We start from the raw sequence: 17,407 nt of genomic DNA, 5'->3' as shown, positions 1-17,407 counted from the left end.
CAAATCAACCGCCAAGTCCGGTTTAGTGGACATTTTGGAATTTAGGAATTCTATGGAATATGAGTATTTAAAAGAGCTATTTGGAATTCCTTTCTACGAATTAACTAAAAGCCCTTGAAAATGCCAGTTAATCGGTAATAATCAAAAGGAACTAATGGCATTAGGTTACCTGGAAATTAGAGATACAAGAGTTTATAGAGGTGCAAAACTTCAGATTCAACTTGCACTTTAAGCTTCCAAACCTCCGCATCGCTTTTTTAAATAAAGCTATAACTATTTACTATTTCCCAAATTATTGATACGGAAAAACCTCGAAACTCCATCCGTGATGAATGACTCTCAGGAACCTGTCCAGAAGTGTGGTTGTCGGTGGATATACATGCTCCTTTTTATTTTTCTCCTAACACCATTCCTAACTGTTTTAACTGTACCTGAATAGTTCTTTGTCTAAAATCTAGGTAAATGACGTAGCCAAATAGTAATACCCATATAACATTATATCCCCAAAACAAATAATCCATTTAGAAACCTCCTTAATAAGCTTTTAGAGCCTCATTTTTAAGATTTTGTATTTTGCGTTCCACTTGCTCAATCTTCATGCTTTTTAATAGTAGTACGAAATAAAGCAAAGTAAACGTTAACAAACATACCATTAAGGTAATAAGCATAGAGGGTGGTAGGCCAATGTTGTCGGCTTCAAAAACCACTGGATGAATGGTTCGCCACCACCGGGCCGCCATGAACACGATCGGCACGTCTATGAAGCCAATAATCCCAAAGACAGCAGCTAGCCTATAATTTTTTTCATTTCCTTTTGCCGAATTACGAATAATTAAATATGCCAGGTAAATAAACCATAATATCAGCGTGGTGGTCAACCTAGGGTCCCATGTCCACCACGTACCCCAAGCTGCCCTTCCCCAGATTGGACCCGTAATCAACACGATCGCAGTAAAAACGACCCCTACCTGGGCTGAGCTTCCGGCAATAATATCATACACTTCTGCTTTTGTTTTCAAGTACATAATGCTTGCGATAAACACTACAAAAAACGCTAAAAAAGCTACCCATGCTGACGGAACATGAAAGTAAAATATTTTCTGGACAGGCCCCATTTGCCTCTCTACTGGGACCCATTCAAACACTAAATACAAGGCAGTTAACATTGCAACAAAGGTCGAACCTAAAAGGATCTTTTTCAGCAAAGGTATTAATTTCATTAATCCACCTCCATAAGGTAATCAAACAGCAAGAACGGCATCATTAGAAAAACCAGATCGTAAACCAGGATTAGTTTGATCCACGGAAGATATTGATCAAGGGTTAATCCAGTAAAAACTGCCGAAGTTGCTTCTATCGCAGCCAATAATACTGGCATTAGTAACGGGAATAAGATAACGGGCAGCAACGCTTCATTTGCTCTGAGATTACTGGTTAAGGCTGCTAGAAAAGTTCCAACTAGAACAAAGCCAACCGAACCGATCAACATTATAATAATCAACATACCTAGTGATCCCTTTAGATTAAGATCATAAAAGATGAAGTACAAGGGAAAGGTTATTATCTCCACAAAGAGAAGCTGAACTAAGTTGCTTGCAGCTTTTCCGAGATATATCTGGTATAGGGCAATGGGAGTTGACAAAATGCCTATTAAACAGTCATTAAATCGTTCCTTTGCATAGGTACGGTTTAGACCCAAAATTCCGGAAAAGATAAGACTCATCCAAATAAGTCCGGGCAAAATTTCCTCGACAGTCTGTCTTGACGGTTCGAAAGCCATGCTAAATAGGATTAAAATCAGCACCGAAAAGGTGACCATGGTTACAATAGATTCCTTTGCTCGAAACTCGCTGACCAAATCCTTTTTGAAAATGGTGGTGATTAAAGCCAGCTCTTTACCCATTTAACAGGCCACCTTTTCATGGTAAATTCTTTTTAGATCTTCAGATAGAAGATTCTCCGTGGGAAAATCAGCAGCAATCTGCCCTTTATTGAGAATTAATATTCGATCCACGTCGTTCATACCATCTTCAAAACTATGCGTAACCATTAGGATCGTTTTATGATTGGACTTTAAGTCTCTTAATACGCCTTGAAGTAAACTAATACCGTCCTGGTCCAATCCTGTAAAAGGTTCATCCAGCAATATTACCTCAGGATTATGAATTAACGCCCTTGCTATGGAAAGTCGCTGAAGCATACCTCGCGAAAAGGTATAGACCTGCTCATTCAAGGCCAATAAGAGACCTACCTTTTTAATAACAGCAATTATCTGCGCTTCTAAATTATCCAAACCATACAAACGTCCGTAAAACTGAAGATTTTCATAGGCTGTAAGCTCTGGATACAAGAAAGAGCTATGTGAGATAATGCCAATTTTACGTTTTAAATCACTGGGAGTATTAACTATTGATTGATCCCCGATTATTACTTGTCCTGAATCCGGTTTGGAAATCAAGGCTAGGATTTTAAGAAGGGTCGATTTTCCTGCCCCATTCGGTCCTAAAACTGCTACGAACTCTCCCCTAGGAATCCTTACTGAAATGTCTCTGAGTACATTTTTACTACCATAGGTTTTAGATATATTAATCCCTTCGATCAATGGTTCATCCCCTCTCTTCTTCCATTTTTTTAAGAAGAGACTTGTAACTAGTTAATGTCTCAGTATATCTTTCCTGATTAATCTTCCCTTGTGAAAATTGTTCTTCAAGTTGACGAATTTTGTTTAAGATTATCTGTTTTTTGATCCCTTCATTCGCCACATCAACGTTCACTTCATTTTCTTTACCCTTTGGTTGGTTTTTACGGACTCTATATAGGAAGGTGCCAGGAATAATTAAGAGCATTAAGCCAATAAAAGCTACCAAGACGTGAGGATCAAGACCCTTTAACGTGCTTTTATTCCACTTTGCTATATGACTCGGCGTATGAAACACTACTTTATCCTGGTATCCTGAGGAAAGGCTGGGGGTTGCCTGAACCCCCAAAGCAGGAAGAAGGGAGAAAACTATAAGTCCACCTAAAACCAGAAGCATTTTAACCTTTTTCATCGGCATCTGATTCCTTCAGACTTTTTAAGTCAGCTTCGATTTCTTCTTCTAATTTTCTAACGAGATCCGTTTCGTTTACCCCAGAAACTTTGTCATTCTCTTTGAGTAGCTGTACAGCCTTTTCTTTATACAAAGCTTTCAATTCCTGATAATCATCGACAGATAACTTATTCATATTAAAGTCGAATTCAATTTCCCCGATGGATGACATAACAATTTCTTTTTGCTGTTCATAGCCAAGGATTTTATTTTTTGCAGTCTTAACCTTATGGTTTTGGATATCCTTTTGAATCAAAGGGTATCCGACAATTACGATAGCGCCTGCAAGCATTACTAACCCAATAACCGCTTCCAATCCGACCCCTCCTTTATAGATACTTCTTATATTCTTCATCTACTCTGGCATTATAATAATCATCCAGAACCCCCGGTTTAGTTTTTTCACGACCCTTTTTGGTTCTGGGAACTTTAACCCATCTGCCAAGTGCTAGATATATTAAGGCCCCCCCCATCATGATCCCCAAGAAAGGAATAACCCAAGCCATTAAATTAAAACCTTTTTTGGGAGGGTTGGTTAAGATTTTTTCTCCATACTTATCTACATAAATTTTAATGATTTGTTCTTTTGTCTGCCCCATTGCAAGTTTTTGGCGTATTTCTTCTTTTATTTGCTGGGCTGTAGAATCTTGACAAGCTGCTACAGACATAGCTTCGGCAAAACAAGCTGGGCAAATTAAGCTGTTTTCAATATCACTTTGAGTACTTGCCAAAACCGGAGAAATGTTAAGAAGTAGAAGGCCCACAAGGACTAAACCGGTTAGGCTTATCTTTCTAACTAACCTTCTTGCCATTGAACACCTCTCCTCTCCCAATATATCGGCTTCCAACTCCACTACCCTTTCCAGGCCATAGGGCAAATATAACTCCTACGACAATCACCCATCCCCCGGTCCACAGCCATTTTATCTGAGGGTTAATATGAATTTTAAACACCGCTGATCCGTTCTCCTCCCATCCTGTTAAGAGAACGTATAAGTCTTCTTTAAAGGTTGAAATAATCGCAGGTTCCGTCATGGGTTGTTCTGATTTTGAGTAAAAAACCTTCTCCACTTGTAAATTTCCCATATATTTATTATTGTTGATCACGCTCAAATCTGCGTAAACAACCTCCATATTATCCCTTGTAGTTTGCTGGAGTCCCTTAAAAGAGATAGTATAGCCTCCAACGACAGCAGTTTCTCCTGGCTTGAACGTTTTGATAGCTTCACTGTTAAATACATTTGAGCCTGTGATCCCAATAATCATCATCACAACTCCCATATGAATCAGATAGCCACCATAGCGCCGTCTGTTTTTACTTAAAAGCCTAATTAAAGATACTATGAGGTTTTCTCCTGTAAGTTTTTTCCTTACCCTGACTCCTTTTAGTATATCCTGGAGTGTTGAAGAAATCACAAAAACGCAGATAGTGTAGGCAGTTAAAGCATAAGGCTTGGTAATTCCGCCTATAAAAACGATCACTAACAGACCTATTATCGCAATAATCCATGGCCACATGAAATTTTTAGCTATATTTTCAAAATTAGCCTTCCGCCAAGCAATCAAGGGGCAAATTCCCATGAGCAAGGTAAATGCTAACCCTATGGGAGCATTGACCTGATTAAAGAAGGGGATTCCCACGGCGATTTTTTGACCCACAACCGCTTCTGAAACAATGGGGAAAACAGTTCCCCAAAAGATACTAAAGGCTGAGCCCACGAGCAGTAAATTATTTAACAAGAAGCTACTTTCCTTCGAGATATAGGATTCAAACTGATTTCCTTGTCGAAGCATGTTGATTCTGTCAGCGACCAGGTATAAGGACGCTAAGATTATTAAAGAAGTAAATATCAGGAAGTAAGCTCCCAAACTAGAACTACCAAAGGCATGAACTGAAGCGACAACTCCACTTCGTACTAAGAACGTTCCAAAGAGTGTTAAGCCGAAGGTAACGATAATTAGGACCATGTTCCATATCTTGAGCATGTTTTTACGTTCTTGGACCATGACCGAATGAAGGAAAGCAGAAGCGGTGAGCCAAGGCATTAACGAAGCATTTTCTACGGGGTCCCAGGCCCAGTAGCCACCCCAGCCCAATTCTACATAAGCCCACTGGGCTCCAAATAAATTACCAAGTGTTAGAAATAACCAAGAAATGAGTGTCCATTTTCTTGTCAACTTAATCCATTGGTCACCTGGATTTTTCATAATCAGGGCTGCTATAGCGAAAGCAAACGGGACTGTGAAACCGACATAACCTAGATATAACGTCACTGGATGGATTACCATCCCTGCGTTCTGAAGCATAGGGTTCATACCCATTCCATCAAGTGGCACGTTGGACAACTGTATAAAAGGCTGAGAAACAAAATTTATCATAAACAAGAAGAAGACACTGACCACCATCATGATAGGGCTGGCGTAGGGGATAAACTCTTTATTTTCTTTCGAAGCAGTTACAACGGCTGCTAATAAAACAAGTATCCAAGCCCAAAATAATAGTGAACCAGCATTTCCTGCCCACAGGGCCGATAGTTTATAGATAATGGGCAGGTCCAGACTTGTATACTGGGTTACATATTCAATGGAAAAATCGCCGGCTATCAAAGCATAGAGCATGGCAACTACACTAATCGTCGTAAAAAGTGCCGTTCCATAGACTGCATTTTTAGCACTTAGGAGATATTTCAGTCCTTTATTACTATTAAACAAGTAGAAAGCAACTAGAGAATATAGACTTAACCCTAAGGCTATTAACAACCCTATTGTACCTATACTAGACACACTTTTATCCTCCCGTTTCTTTATTTTTGTTCTTCATATTTTGAAGGACATTTGGTCATAACTTTGTCTGCCAATAAAACTTGTTCAACCGTGTATTTTCCATCCACAATGACATCAATTCCATCATTAAAATTATCCGGCTTAACCCCTTTATATAAAACAGGCATAATTTCGTTTTGATCTTTCGAGATCATTTCAAACTTCAGTTCTGTCTTTGAGGGGTCCCATTTAACACTTTGGCCTACCAATTTACCACTTACTTTAAGATTTTGTTTCCCTAGTTTTCCTTTATCTGCGCTAGCCGTCACTTCATTAATGGTCATATAATACGTCTTGGAATTATTAAAACCACTGATCATTAGGTAGCCAAAAGCACCTAGCATAATCGATATGACTAATATGAACTTTAACTTTTTGTTCATAAACTGCTCCTCCTAATGATCTTCCTCTTCGTTCAGTTCAGCTAATAATTGGTAATAGGTTTCCTCGCTAATCCTGCAACTTATCAAGGCATCTCTTAATTTCTTTTTGTCCGCCTGAAGTTTACTATTACCTTTGCTTTGTTGTTGTGTGCTCAAATTCCGTTTTTTGGGTTTCTCCTGAGGATTTATCATCACTTCATCTTCATCATCAAACTCTTCACCGTCTTGATTGCTAGAAATAGGCTTACTATTCATCGCTTTATAGATGATAAGCCCTAAAACTGCAACAAAAGCGGCTAAGAACAACAATACTATAGCAGCACTAGTCCTCTTACTCTGTTCTGGTTGTCCAGTCGACTGTTCGCTTTGTCCTTGCTGCTGGCTCGGGGGGGCAACCGAGGGGTTAGGATCTGACTTAGTGTAACCAACCTTAACTTGGACATTATCTCCCGGTTTAAGGTTCTTAAATTCTTTCTTGTAAACGCTAAAACCATCGTTACCAGGTTGTGCTTGCCCAAAATCAGGGGTAACAACCATGTTCGAGGCTTTTTTAGGCTGGTATACGATAAGTTCGGCCTGGGCGATAGGATATTCAGGAATATATTCATAAACAAACGTTTTATCAGGGTTGCCTTGCAAAGTGTTGTAATAATACTCTATTTGAACGGGCTTTGTTTCACCCGGCTGTAATGGGGTAGGAAACTTCCAGACAATTTGATCGTTTTTTTCGCCATGTTTTACCGTGGGTTCGACATGATTATCTCCTTTACTCTGATCAACTACTGTATATTTTTTTGCGCCATTAGGAAGATTCCAGACAAACTCACCTGAGTAGGGCTGGTCTGAATTATTTTTAAAGTCAACTGAATAAATTAATAAAATATCTGGTGTATCGTACTCTGGCATGACATTAATATCCTGTCTTACAATTTCAAGTTTAGTCGTTTCAGCATAGGCGGTTTTTGTGCCTATTACTAAACTAAAAAAGATCATAAGTGCAAATAACCATTTTTTTGCTTTGAATTGCAACATAGTTCATACCTCCAAGATTTTAAATTCACTCAATAAACTTACCTTAGTCATGTGTCAGAAGCATGTCAGACGTTTGTCAAAAATGAAACATTTCAAAAAGAAGGCAATGTTTCAATGTTAAAAATGATATATTCTTATAGATATGTAATTTATCCACATTTGTATTTTAGGCGAAATTGAATTATTTATATTAGGCTTATTGAGAAAGGAGTTGACGACGATGTATGTTTATGCTGGCAATGACCATATTGCTGCAGTTACAGATAAAATTGATGCAGATATTCATAACCATCTAATGCTTCAAATATCTATTTCCTTTCACGATGAGTTTAATATATCAGTTGCTGAAAAGCAGTTTGCATGCAAGGGCATCATTATAAGTTCAAATACAAATCACACCTTTTATAGTAATCAAGATGCACAAATTTTCTTTTTAATTGATAACACCTCTGTCATAGAGGAACAACTAAACCAGAAATATTTAAGGGGTCAGTCGTACTATGTTTTTGATGATGAGTCAATAAACTTAATCCGGTGCTTACTGCTGCAGTATTATCCTATACTGGATAAAGAGAATTACCTTACGTTTTATACACTACTGCTCCAAGTATTACAGATAAGCACAGACGTCAACACAGCTATGGACGAGAGAATTACAAGCCTGCTTTCTCTAATTACAACCTGTACCAATCCAGAGCACAATCTTGAAGTAATGGCAAAAAGCGTGTTTTTATCGCAAAGCCGATTATCCCATTTATTTAGAAAGGAAACAGGTATGCGCTTAAGTTCGTACATAGTGTTACATAAATTACAAAAAGCGATGTTCTACATATTTTCTGGCAAAAGCATAACCGAGGCCGCAAACATGGCAGGCTTTGACAGTTCATCACACTTTGCGGCGGTATGTAAAAAGACCTTGGGGATGTCTGCCAGAGAATTGAGCGAAGATAGCGTTTTTTTGAAAGTAACCACATACTAAAAGACTTATAATCTAATAAAAGGAGGCGTTAGCGTGAAAAACTATTTAAAGGAAACGCATTTATTAGATTATAATCATCCAAAGATACAACAGCTTATTGCCGAGAGAAAATGGGCTGAAAACGACGAGTTTGAAATAATTAAACGAATTTATAACTATGTGAAGAACGAAATTGTTTTTGGCTACAACTCAAAGGACGAATTTAAGGCATCTGAAATTTTAGAGCAGGGCTATGGTCAATGCAACACCAAGTCTACCTTACTTATGGCCTTACTTAGGGGCGTTGGCATACCAACAAGGATACATGGTTTTTTGATTGATAAAACCATGCAAAAGGGTGCACTGGTGGGCTTAACCTACCTGATAGCCCCTGCAAAAGTAAGCCACACATGGGTAGAGGTATACTATAACAGCAACTGGATAGCACTTGAGGGTGTTATTCCTGATGAGAGCTATTACAATGCGGTTAAAGATAAACTGCAAAAGCGTGATGGCGGCTACTACGGTTACGCTATTGCCGTAAAAGACATCCGTGCGGATAACTTTTGCTTTGTAGGCAAAGATACCTACAGCCAAAGCCTTGCAATTACCGACGACGTTGGCATTTTTGATTCGCCAGAGCTTTTTTTCGAAAAATACAACAATACACCCTCACCTTTAAAACAATTTTTGTTTGGGAAAATATTATCCAAAAGGCTGAATAAACGGTTGCAGAAAATTCGAAATAGAAAAAATGAACTATAACTACACTCATGTTTTTTTTCGTAAATTAAGCAGTATCTTTAGGAAAAGTAGTTCACATCCTTAATAAAATGTGAATTAAGGGAAGTCAAAAATGGCTTCCCTTAAAAATTGTCATATTATCAACACTGTTCTAAAACATAGCCAAAAAGAAAAGAAAAAACCAGATGATCATGATCACGTGGTTTGATGAGTATATTGTTACTGAGCTAGTGAGTTTTTCCATTATTGTTTTGGAAATCTCACGCTGAAAATAGAACCTTTGCCTAGGACGCTTTCTGCTTCTACTTGACCACCATTTTTTTCGGTTAACTGTTTAACGATGGCTAATCCTAGACCTGTACCACCTGTCTCACGGCTTCGATCCTTATCTACCCGGTAAAACCTGTCCCAAATATGGGGCAGATCTCTTTCCGGAATTCCTAGCCCTGAGTCCCTTACTGAGATGCTAATCATTTCCTCAGACTCTACTAAAGATATCGAAACATTTCCACCCTGTGGTGAATACTTAAGAGCATTATCTACTAAATTTGCTATGATTTGGTGGAGGGAATTTAAATCTATTTTTAGGGAAATAAAATTATCTTTAGATATGACTTCCGTATTAATAGAATTTTCTTCAGCTCTCGATTGAAAGCCGGCTAACACATTTTCAATAAAGTCTTTAAGTTCGATATCTTCGGCTTCCAAAACAATTTCCTCTTCTGATCTAGATAAAATCAGAAGGTCATTCACTAAATGGGTTAATCGATCGGTCTCGTTATTAATAATAGTTAGAAATCTTCGCTGCGCCTCAGGGGTTTTGCCCTTGTTATCAATTAGTGCTTCAACAAATCCTTTGATCGATGTTAAGGGGCTTCTTAATTCGTGCGATACATTTGCTACAAATTCTTTCATCCTTTCCTCGTTGGCTTCAACCTTACTCGACATATCGTTAAAGGTTCTTCCGAGTTGGTTAATTTCTTCAATGCTGGTATCCGTCGGAACAGTGACCTGCTTTTGTCCTTTTGCAATTAATGTTGAAGCTTCGGTAATGGTCAAAATTGGCCTCGAAAGACGCCTCGATAGTATTATCCCTATTAGAAAAGCAATGGCTAAAGAAATAATTCCTGCTGTCAATACCAATTGAGAAAGGCTGGCTAATGCTTTATTAATTCCTTCAATTGGAGAGTAAAGAACTATGGCCCCAATTACCCTTTCTTCTTGAATAATTGGAATTATAACCCGAATAACTGGTTCCTGAAAATATTGGGATTTCCCTTTATATACAGATATGCTCCCTGATTGCATTTTTTTTAGTTCTGAAGTCTCTAAATAATTCCCTTCACAGTATTCATGATTTGCGGCAGTGGCGATAACCGCTCCTTTTTTATCGACTACCCAGACCTCAGTCCCTAAGTTTAAGTCCAATCGGTTAGCCATATTGACAAAATCATGGGGGTCCACTTTTTCAACGAGAAAGGGCTTAACCACCTGGGCCATATCCTGCCCTTTTATAATTAGCTCTCTTTCTTTCTGCTCAAAAAGGTAGTTATTAAACATGAAAGATAAGCTTACCCCTATAACGACCAAACTTATGACGACAATAAGGATATAGGAGCCAATCAGCCTCGCAAAGATAGTTTTCATTGATTTGGCACCTCAAATTTATACCCAATTCCCCGCATTGTATGGATGAAAATGAGGTTTTTCTCTTCATTATTTATCTTTTTCCTTAGCCGTTTTATGGCTGAATCTACTGCCCTAGTATCGCCTCCATAGTCAAAGCCCCAAACCATATTCAATAATTGTTCCCTAGTAAAGACTTGCCCCCTATTTCGGGTTAAAAAAGCCAATAAATCAAATTCTTTAGCTGTTAAGTCAACCTCCAGCCCGTTTAAGAGAACTTGATACTTTTTAAAATTAATTTGAAGCCCTGGTAAGTTAAGAAAATCATCGGAAATACTATTCCCTGTATCGGTGGACTCCGCAAATCCTTTTTTTGCTTCCTTACCTATTAAGCTTCTTCTAATTTGCGCTTTAACCCTAGCCAAGAGTTCTCTGGGACTAAAGGGCTTCGTTATATAATCTTCCGCTCCTAATTCAAGGCCAAGAATTTTATCAATTTCTTCCCCTTTTGCAGAAACCATGATAATAGGCACTTGACAGAAGGTCCTTATCTGCTTGCAAACTTCCCAACCATTTAGTACTGGCAGCATTATATCTAACAACACTAAAGAGGGTTTATCCGTTTGGACTTTCTCTATTGCCTGAAGACCATTTTCAGCGTGAATAACCATGAATTCTTCTTCCAAATAAACCTGCATTAATTCCCTGATTGAGGGATCGTCATCCACAACGAGGATCTTTAACCTGTCTTCCACCTTTTGTCCCCTTTCCAATGCGCTCTTTAATGTGGACACGGACTGCCGAGTGCTTGCACGTGACCATGAAGTTATTTCTTCACTGATACGATTCAGGTCTTATCCTCTTGCATATTATGGTTACTAATGCCTGGGTGCCCAAAGCATTACAGAGACACCAATCATACAGATTATAGCCCCAATCCAATCGTAGATGTCAGGTGGTTTACGATCTATGCCCCATCCCCAAAGCACTGAGAGAATGATAAAAACACCGCCGTAAGCAGCATAAACTCTACCAAAACTAGGGAATTTTTGCAAGGTAGGGATTATCCCGTACAACACAAGAATGAGTCCACCAACAAGCCCATACCACACTGGCTTGGCCTCACGCAACCAAAGCCAAACTAAATATCCCCCACCGATTTCTGCCAACCCGGCTAGAAGAAATAGAAATATTGTACTAGACATAATTCAACTCCTATTCATAGTGATATTTTATACACTTTCTATTATAAGTATCAGTTCAACAATTACCAAAACCATTGCTCTGCTCATTTTTTTACTCCACCCGTAAAATTCTGGTGAATCACTATATTTAATAATCAAACTCTTCCTACAGAAGTTGATATCCCACTCAATTCGGTAGGAATCGGAACAATGATCTATAAATACTATAACATAAAACACAGGAAACCTTAGACGGGTTCCCCGTGTTCGCTCTCTACATATCATCTATCTGTTAGAACAGTCCATTTTATTATGCCCATTTCTCGAAGCTTATTGCTGCTGCAGGACAGACGGTTTCTAATCCTAAGGACCTTTTATAATTTCTGTCTAACAGTAAAGACTAAGAATGGTGTAGTTGAAACGCCCGCTCAGCGTCTTGGGATTACCAACAAAGTTTTTACACTGAGAGACACAATATTTTAAACAGATTTTGCAATGAAATAGGTGAAGCAGTGAGACATATTAAGTTAATTCTGATCGTGATTATTCTCGTTATAGTTGTAAGCACCTTGGAGAGATTGAATAACTGGCTGGGCTATCTTGCTTTATTCATTGCGACAGTCTTTATACGCAAACTTGAAGATAAGTGGTTAAAGTAATATTCAATATAATCACTAGAGGAATTAGCTATGATACTTCTCTTCGTTTTCATGTTAATCTTTGGAATAGGGTTCGTTATTTGGGGAGTAAAAATATGGAGAAAAAACTCTGTTTTCGAAAATATCGGCGATTTTATCCTTTCACTTATCATGGGAATATTTGATTCTACCGCTTTGGGATTGTTATTATTTGGTCTATTATTGATTTTCATAGGCCTAATGAAATTGATTTACGGTGTTCACTGGGGAATCGATCAGTAAAGGATTCGGTCTATAAGGAAGTGGGCTTACATGTTTCTAGTTAAGCATAACTTTAGATTATCTAAGGTGCCAACAGATAACTTAACGCGCAAATTTGAAGGAGAATATCCCTTATTGGCCTACACAAAATACATGAAGGTGATTAAAATTAATAAATCTACAATCTATTCTTTCATATTTGTTATATGGACTGTAATTACTATCTTTATCGTAAATGATATTGTAAATGTCAATAAACTCTCAATAGTAATTGTTATAGGATATGTAATTTTTCTTCTTTTATCGGCTCTTTTTGGCCTTTTCAAAGTGGTTTTAAACGCTAGAAACATAAGGTGGCTTGACTTAAGGAAAAGACTACTAAGGTTCATTAAACTAGTCATACTGTTTAGTATATTGCCAATTGGATTAGACTATTTATTTAGGAGATCTGAAATGTCACTCGAAAGAACGTTACCTATTGCCTTTGGATTGGCTGCTGGAGCATCTTTTTATGACTTAGTTTGGTTAAAGAAGAAGAAAGAGTAACCAGAACTTATTAAACAAGTCCTGGTTACTCTCTTTCTTTTGGTCTTGTATTTGAGAAACAACTTGAAATGGCCCACCAAATTGCTATTTTGCCATTGGAAGTCAATTATCGAGTTACCATCTTAACTACAGATCGCAGCGCTAAACAGCACCTTTGCACCCCAAAAAAGAACCCCTTATCAACTTGTTGCAGCCCTGTTTAATTTATTCTTATCATTCGTGACCGTATTCATGACCGGATTCGCTACCAGACATATGATTTCCGCTCGGTTGCGTGACATGCATTTGCTGGTGTTGTTCAGGATTCATATTTGAATGTCCATCATTGTAGTGATAATTGGTTTGTGGAGGGGTGACGGGTGCTGGAGCGGGGGCAGTTTGATGAGTGGCTTTGTTAGTACTGTGGGTAGCAACTGGAGTAACAACTGGGGTAACCACCGGGGTAACAGCTGGGGTAACAGCTGGGGTAGCAACTGTATTCGTGTGCATGACCACTGGATTAGGATCTTTTTCAAACCAGTCGGCTATTTCTTTCTGATAGTTCGTGGAAGTAGCAGCACCAGCTACACCAACTGCACCGACCACTAAACCAAGAGATAAGGCAGTTACCATAAATGTGTTTTTAATGTTTTTCATAAATAATCATCCTTTCATTTTAAACCTTTGATTACTTCTCTTAAGTATCATTCCTTAGCTTGCAGATTTGTTATGTCCGCTAATTCTTTTGCTCACCCCCCATTTTTCACTCAGTTATTCGTTAACTGAGATTGTTTATTGGGGGTAGTCCATTTGTTATCTTCAGTTCTTATCTGTAAACTTATTGCGATGTGCAAATCTTTCAATTGTGACAATCCTGTAACATTCTAACTCTATAATAGGAATAGATTGTTTTTGCTACCCCCAAAAACGGCTTCAGTTTTACGAAAAACTATTAAGTGGAGTGTGGAGTGATTAAGGTGCAAGAAGAGGTTTTGAGAGATACCTTAAAATTAGCCAAGGGCGGTGATCCTCTTGTACGAGAGGATCTTATCAGCGCCCATAAAGCATTTATAGCTAGAGTAAGCTCCAAAGCCTGCGGTAGATATTTAACCTGGGATAATGACGATGAGCTCAGTATTGCTCTTTTAGCTTTCAATGAAGCAATTGACACCTTCGACCTTCATGGAGGAGTTTCGTTTGAAAGCTTTGTTCAAATGGTGATCCGTCGAAGATTAGTGGACTATTTTCGCAAAGAGGGCAAACATCAACATCTTTACCTCTCGCCAATGAACTCAGAAGATGAAGAGCTGAGCCGCTACGAACTTGATACTTCTCTAGAGCAATATCAAGAAAGCGAGAACCAAGAGTTCTTTGCACGAGTCCTTGAACACTTTGTCCGCGTGCTATGTGACTATAGCGTAACGCTAGATGATTTGATTAAAGTCTCCCCAAAACACAGAGAGAGAAAGGAAACTCTCACAAGGGCGGCCTTGGCCTTAAGTAACAACCCTGAGCTTATGGCCCATCTTCAAAGACAAAGACTTTTACCCATCAAAGAACTAGAATTACTGACCGGCATAAAACGCAAAGCTCTGGAAAAAGGGCGAAAATATCTTATCGCCTTGGCCCTCATTCTATCCAAACCAGATTTTTATCCGCTTAAGACTTTCATGCAGATTCCAGAAGAACCGGGAGAGAGGGTGTAGTGAAAATGAAGAAAACTAAAGGGCTTGTGATGCGTACCTCTTCAAAGGTTACAGCCGTCTTCACGGAAGAAGGTGACTTTTTAGAAATACCTACTCCCAAAGAACCACCCGTAGTCGGCCAGACGATTGAAGTTAATACAAACCCTCAGCGTTTATCTGTGTTTCATAATTCCGCCTTGAAGTATGCATCCGTTGCAGCAGTTTTATTCCTTGTTCTAAGCATCAGTGTCTATTCGCTATTTATTCCAAATATGGCCGTCGCTTCGGTCGCTTTAGATATCAATCAAGGGGTCGAGTTATTGATTAACAAAGAGGGTAAGGTTATCGAAGTGCAAGATGTCAATGGTGGAACAAGTTTTATGGAAGGACTATCCATCAAAGGGCTTGACATCTATCAAGCCGTTGATTTAATCTTAGGAAACGCCAATCCTAAAGGAACGCTAGAAACTCACAACCTGATCTTAGTCAGCGTGGTGCCGATAAATAAGTGGGGTACCGACCTAATTGATACAGAAAAACTTCGAAACTCAATCCGGGATGAAATGACTCGCCGGAACATGTCTGGAAGTGTGGTTGTCAGTCAAGCGAACGAGAAAATCCAACAGGAAGCCAAGCAACAGGGAATGACGGTTAACAGTTATTTGATTTATGATCGGTGTGAATCGAAAGGTATAGCGATTAAACCTGACACCCTCCGTAATGATGCACAAAAAGCTCTGCTCGATGCGCAGGTTAGTGTATCGAACCTTTTTCCTGAGGAAAGTTTCGAGGTAAGGGCACAAGACTTGAAAAATAACTCTACTGATAGCATGAGAGAACCAAATATTAAACAGGGTCCAGAATACGAACATCCTTCAAATATGGAATCGAACACTACAGAGGACCATAGTTATACGAACCCTCCCACAACGCCGCCGGTGACGCAGCCAGCCCCAACTGGAGAAACAGATCATGAAACTGATACTACTCAACACACCACCCCATCGGTGACGCCAACAGTGACACCGACAGCCCCAACGGGAGAAACAGGTCATGAAACTGATACTACTCAATACACCACGCCATCGGGAACGTCAACAGTGACACCGCCAGCCACAACTGGAGAAACAGATCATAAAACTTATACTACTCAATACACCACGCCATCGGGGACGTCAACAGTGACACCGCCAGCCACAACTGGAGAAACAGATCATAAAACTTATACTACTCAATACACCACGCCATCGGGGACGTCAACAGTGACACCGCCAGCCACAACTGGAGAAACAGATCATTGACTACTACTCACCAACCCATGTAGCCGAGATTAATTTAGTTGCCTCAATGATTATCATGACAACAAAATACCTTTATTCAAACGAAAACTCCTGTAAGCTAGCTGCTCCAACTAAATTTTTGGCCAAACGGACTGACAAGCGAAAATTTAGGAATAACGATAGAAACGCCGGTGTACGAAGATCGTCTTCCTACACCGGCGTCTTTGTTCTAGACGTGGAGTAATTAAGGTGCAACAAGAGGTTTTGAGAGCCCTTTTGGCTTCACCGGAGACTCGCCCTTATTCGCCACTTAAGTTCCTGAATAGCAATTCTACTCGCATTCTTGTCCTTGTTCACTTTTTGGCTAATCAGTTTTCATTACACATTCTATATGACACAATGAAGAAAGCTTTTTAACATTTTTGTTACAATTATCATTTGAACAGGATACAGTTGTCTTTTGTCGAATTGTAGTATTTACAATAAGTATTTATGCAAATGTTTGGAGGTTTGTGCTGTTGCGTAATCCTTGGTTTATAGCACTTAGTATTACAGTAACTTTAGTCAGTTCCATGGTTTTACCTGTCAGAGCAAACGAACTTAATGATTTTATGGGTAAGCAAACGGAAATAGAAAAGGCCCAGGATAAAGCGAAGAGCCAGATTAAAAGTCTGCAAATCACTGAGGAACAAAAGAAAAAGAATCTTAAGGAACTGGCAACCCAAATTAGCATGGCTAAAATAGCTCTGTCCCAAAAAGATTCTGCCTATCTTGAAGCAAAGGCTAGCGTGGAAGCAGTGGAAAAAGAGCTTCTTGCCAAACAAGAGGAACTTGAAAACAGACAGGATACCTTTCGGAATAGGGTTCGGGGGATTTACGAGCAAGGGAACTTTAGTTACCTAGATATACTTTTTCAAGCTGCGAACCTCAGTGACTTAATAACCCGGCTTGAGTATTTCGAAAGGCTGATCCAAAGCGATCAGAAACTACTTGAGACGGTTCAAATTGAAAAGGAAAAAGTTATTAAAAAAACTAAAGAGCTTCAAGTGAAACGGGATTTAGCCGAAAAAACAAGAAAAGAAGCTTTTGCCGCTAAAGGTGTTCTAGAGAGTAAAATACAGGAAGAGCAGAACTCTTTGGCAGAAGTCACACAAGCACAAGACGAACTCTTTACCCAGA

Annotated in this window: 20 protein-coding genes; 6 read left to right on the top strand and 14 right to left on the bottom strand. The window is 39.0% G+C overall.

The genetic code is table 11. The features are described from left to right. Nucleotides 1-389: 389 nt before the first annotated feature. Genes DSOL_RS23770 through DSOL_RS23725 form a run of 10 tightly spaced genes read right to left on the bottom strand, consistent with a single transcriptional unit; the run spans nucleotide 390 to nucleotide 7,327 of the window. The gene (locus DSOL_RS23770) at nucleotides 390-521 is read right to left on the bottom strand and encodes a CcmD family protein (protein WP_083642986.1); all 132 of its coding nucleotides are present in this window, start codon (nucleotides 519-521) and stop codon (nucleotides 390-392) included. A 12-nt stretch (nucleotides 522-533) separates the two neighbouring features. Continuing rightward, nucleotides 534-1,220 carry a cytochrome c biogenesis protein CcsA gene (gene ccsA / locus DSOL_RS23765; protein WP_075367226.1) on the bottom strand — a complete coding sequence of 229 codons (687 nt, stop codon included), beginning with the start codon at nucleotides 1,218-1,220 and terminating at the stop codon, nucleotides 534-536. Then, nucleotides 1,220-1,903: a heme exporter protein CcmB gene (locus DSOL_RS23760; RefSeq protein WP_075367225.1), complete on the bottom strand. Its 684-nt coding sequence runs from the start codon at nucleotides 1,901-1,903 to the stop codon at nucleotides 1,220-1,222. Before DSOL_RS23760 ends, ccsA begins: the two co-directional genes overlap by 1 nt. Further along, nucleotides 1,904-2,602, bottom strand: a complete 699-nt coding sequence (locus tag DSOL_RS23755) for an ABC transporter ATP-binding protein (protein WP_075367224.1) — start codon at nucleotides 2,600-2,602, stop codon at nucleotides 1,904-1,906. A 4-nt stretch (nucleotides 2,603-2,606) separates the two neighbouring features. Continuing rightward, nucleotides 2,607-3,050, bottom strand: coding sequence for a hypothetical protein (locus tag DSOL_RS23750; RefSeq protein ID WP_075367223.1), 444 nt, complete (start codon nucleotides 3,048-3,050; stop codon nucleotides 2,607-2,609). Then, nucleotides 3,037-3,405 (bottom strand): hypothetical protein, encoded by a 369-nt coding sequence (locus tag DSOL_RS23745; protein ID WP_075367222.1) that lies wholly within the window; start codon nucleotides 3,403-3,405, stop codon nucleotides 3,037-3,039. Before DSOL_RS23745 ends, DSOL_RS23750 begins: the two co-directional genes overlap by 14 nt. A 13-nt stretch (nucleotides 3,406-3,418) precedes the next feature. Then, complete coding sequence (locus DSOL_RS23740) at nucleotides 3,419-3,901, bottom strand: cytochrome c-type biogenesis protein (RefSeq protein ID WP_075367221.1); 483 nt, start codon at nucleotides 3,899-3,901, stop codon at nucleotides 3,419-3,421. Beyond that, entirely contained in the window at nucleotides 3,882-5,873 is a 1,992-nt protein-coding gene (locus DSOL_RS23735; protein WP_075367220.1) for a heme lyase CcmF/NrfE family subunit, read from the bottom strand. Before DSOL_RS23735 ends, DSOL_RS23740 begins: the two co-directional genes overlap by 20 nt. A 20-nt stretch (nucleotides 5,874-5,893) precedes the next feature. Continuing rightward, nucleotides 5,894-6,295, bottom strand: coding sequence for a cytochrome c maturation protein CcmE (locus DSOL_RS23730; RefSeq protein WP_075367219.1), 402 nt, complete (start codon nucleotides 6,293-6,295; stop codon nucleotides 5,894-5,896). Between the two features lie 12 nt (nucleotides 6,296-6,307). Continuing rightward, complete coding sequence (locus DSOL_RS23725) at nucleotides 6,308-7,327, bottom strand: hypothetical protein (RefSeq protein WP_075367218.1); 1,020 nt, start codon at nucleotides 7,325-7,327, stop codon at nucleotides 6,308-6,310. 220 nt (nucleotides 7,328-7,547) lie between these two features. Here DSOL_RS23725 and DSOL_RS23720 point away from each other — a divergent pair, with 220 nt between their 5' ends. Continuing rightward, nucleotides 7,548-8,306 (top strand): helix-turn-helix transcriptional regulator, encoded by a 759-nt coding sequence (locus tag DSOL_RS23720; protein ID WP_075367217.1) that lies wholly within the window; start codon nucleotides 7,548-7,550, stop codon nucleotides 8,304-8,306. Nucleotides 8,307-8,339: 33 nt separating this feature from the next. Next, nucleotides 8,340-9,050: a transglutaminase-like domain-containing protein gene (locus tag DSOL_RS23715; RefSeq protein WP_075367216.1), complete on the top strand. Its 711-nt coding sequence runs from the start codon at nucleotides 8,340-8,342 to the stop codon at nucleotides 9,048-9,050. Between the two features lie 222 nt (nucleotides 9,051-9,272). Here the strand turns inward: DSOL_RS23715 and DSOL_RS23710 are convergent, their stop codons facing one another. The 3 genes from DSOL_RS23710 to DSOL_RS23700 form a co-directional block, all read right to left on the bottom strand. After that, entirely contained in the window at nucleotides 9,273-10,457 is a 1,185-nt protein-coding gene (locus DSOL_RS23710) for a sensor histidine kinase (RefSeq protein WP_170871602.1), read from the bottom strand. Nucleotides 10,458-10,672: 215 nt separating this feature from the next. Next, entirely contained in the window at nucleotides 10,673-11,410 is a 738-nt protein-coding gene (locus DSOL_RS23705; RefSeq protein WP_075367214.1) for a response regulator transcription factor, read from the bottom strand. Between the two features lie 123 nt (nucleotides 11,411-11,533). Further along, nucleotides 11,534-11,860 carry a YnfA family protein gene (locus DSOL_RS23700; RefSeq protein WP_075367213.1) on the bottom strand — a complete coding sequence of 109 codons (327 nt, stop codon included), beginning with the start codon at nucleotides 11,858-11,860 and terminating at the stop codon, nucleotides 11,534-11,536. Nucleotides 11,861-12,789: 929 nt separating this feature from the next. Here DSOL_RS23700 and DSOL_RS23690 point away from each other — a divergent pair. Beyond that, the gene (locus tag DSOL_RS23690; protein ID WP_075367211.1) at nucleotides 12,790-13,284 is read left to right on the top strand and encodes a hypothetical protein; all 495 of its coding nucleotides are present in this window, start codon (nucleotides 12,790-12,792) and stop codon (nucleotides 13,282-13,284) included. A gap of 213 nt (nucleotides 13,285-13,497) precedes the next feature. Here DSOL_RS23690 and DSOL_RS23685 read toward each other — a convergent pair whose 3' ends face one another. Next, nucleotides 13,498-13,920: a hypothetical protein gene (locus DSOL_RS23685; RefSeq protein WP_075367210.1), complete on the bottom strand. Its 423-nt coding sequence runs from the start codon at nucleotides 13,918-13,920 to the stop codon at nucleotides 13,498-13,500. Nucleotides 13,921-14,231: 311 nt separating this feature from the next. Here DSOL_RS23685 and sigI point away from each other — a divergent pair, with 311 nt between their 5' ends. The 3 genes from sigI to DSOL_RS23670 form a co-directional block, all read left to right on the top strand. Continuing rightward, nucleotides 14,232-14,969, top strand: a complete 738-nt coding sequence (gene sigI, locus DSOL_RS23680) for an RNA polymerase sigma-I factor (protein ID WP_345788421.1) — start codon at nucleotides 14,232-14,234, stop codon at nucleotides 14,967-14,969. 5 nt (nucleotides 14,970-14,974) lie between these two features. Continuing rightward, nucleotides 14,975-16,249, top strand: coding sequence for an anti-sigma factor domain-containing protein (locus tag DSOL_RS23675; protein WP_139314590.1), 1,275 nt, complete (start codon nucleotides 14,975-14,977; stop codon nucleotides 16,247-16,249). Nucleotides 16,250-16,746: 497 nt separating this feature from the next. Then, the coding region (locus DSOL_RS23670; protein ID WP_427854452.1) for a coiled-coil domain-containing protein at nucleotides 16,747-17,407 on the top strand (661 nt) is incomplete at its 3' end.

The organism is Desulfosporosinus metallidurans (assembly GCF_001936615.1).
Taxonomy (GTDB): Bacteria; Bacillota; Desulfitobacteriia; order Desulfitobacteriales; family Desulfitobacteriaceae; genus Desulfosporosinus; species Desulfosporosinus metallidurans.
The sequence above is the reverse complement of the archived record's forward strand: the minus strand, read 5'-3'. Positions and strand labels throughout refer to the sequence as shown.

Bases quoted from the DNA above. Each gene is read 5' to 3' on its own strand.
- DSOL_RS23770 (WP_083642986.1), bottom strand. From the start codon at position 521: ATGGATTATTTGTTTTGGGGATATAATGTTATATGGGTATTACTATTT.
- ccsA (WP_075367226.1), bottom strand. From the start codon at position 1,220: ATGAAATTAATACCTTTGCTGAAAAAGATCCTTTTAGGTTCGACCTTT.
- DSOL_RS23760 (WP_075367225.1), bottom strand. From the start codon at position 1,903: ATGGGTAAAGAGCTGGCTTTAATCACCACCATTTTCAAAAAGGATTTG.
- DSOL_RS23750 (WP_075367223.1), bottom strand. From the start codon at position 3,050: ATGAAAAAGGTTAAAATGCTTCTGGTTTTAGGTGGACTTATAGTTTTC.
- DSOL_RS23740 (WP_075367221.1), bottom strand. From the start codon at position 3,901: ATGGCAAGAAGGTTAGTTAGAAAGATAAGCCTAACCGGTTTAGTCCTT.
- DSOL_RS23730 (WP_075367219.1), bottom strand. From the start codon at position 6,295: ATGAACAAAAAGTTAAAGTTCATATTAGTCATATCGATTATGCTAGGT.
- DSOL_RS23725 (WP_075367218.1), bottom strand. From the start codon at position 7,327: ATGTTGCAATTCAAAGCAAAAAAATGGTTATTTGCACTTATGATCTTT.
- DSOL_RS23720 (WP_075367217.1), top strand. From the start codon at position 7,548: ATGTATGTTTATGCTGGCAATGACCATATTGCTGCAGTTACAGATAAA.
- DSOL_RS23700 (WP_075367213.1), bottom strand. From the start codon at position 11,860: ATGTCTAGTACAATATTTCTATTTCTTCTAGCCGGGTTGGCAGAAATC.
- DSOL_RS23690 (WP_075367211.1), top strand. From the start codon at position 12,790: ATGTTTCTAGTTAAGCATAACTTTAGATTATCTAAGGTGCCAACAGAT.
- DSOL_RS23685 (WP_075367210.1), bottom strand. From the start codon at position 13,920: ATGAAAAACATTAAAAACACATTTATGGTAACTGCCTTATCTCTTGGT.
- DSOL_RS23675 (WP_139314590.1), top strand. From the start codon at position 14,975: ATGAAGAAAACTAAAGGGCTTGTGATGCGTACCTCTTCAAAGGTTACA.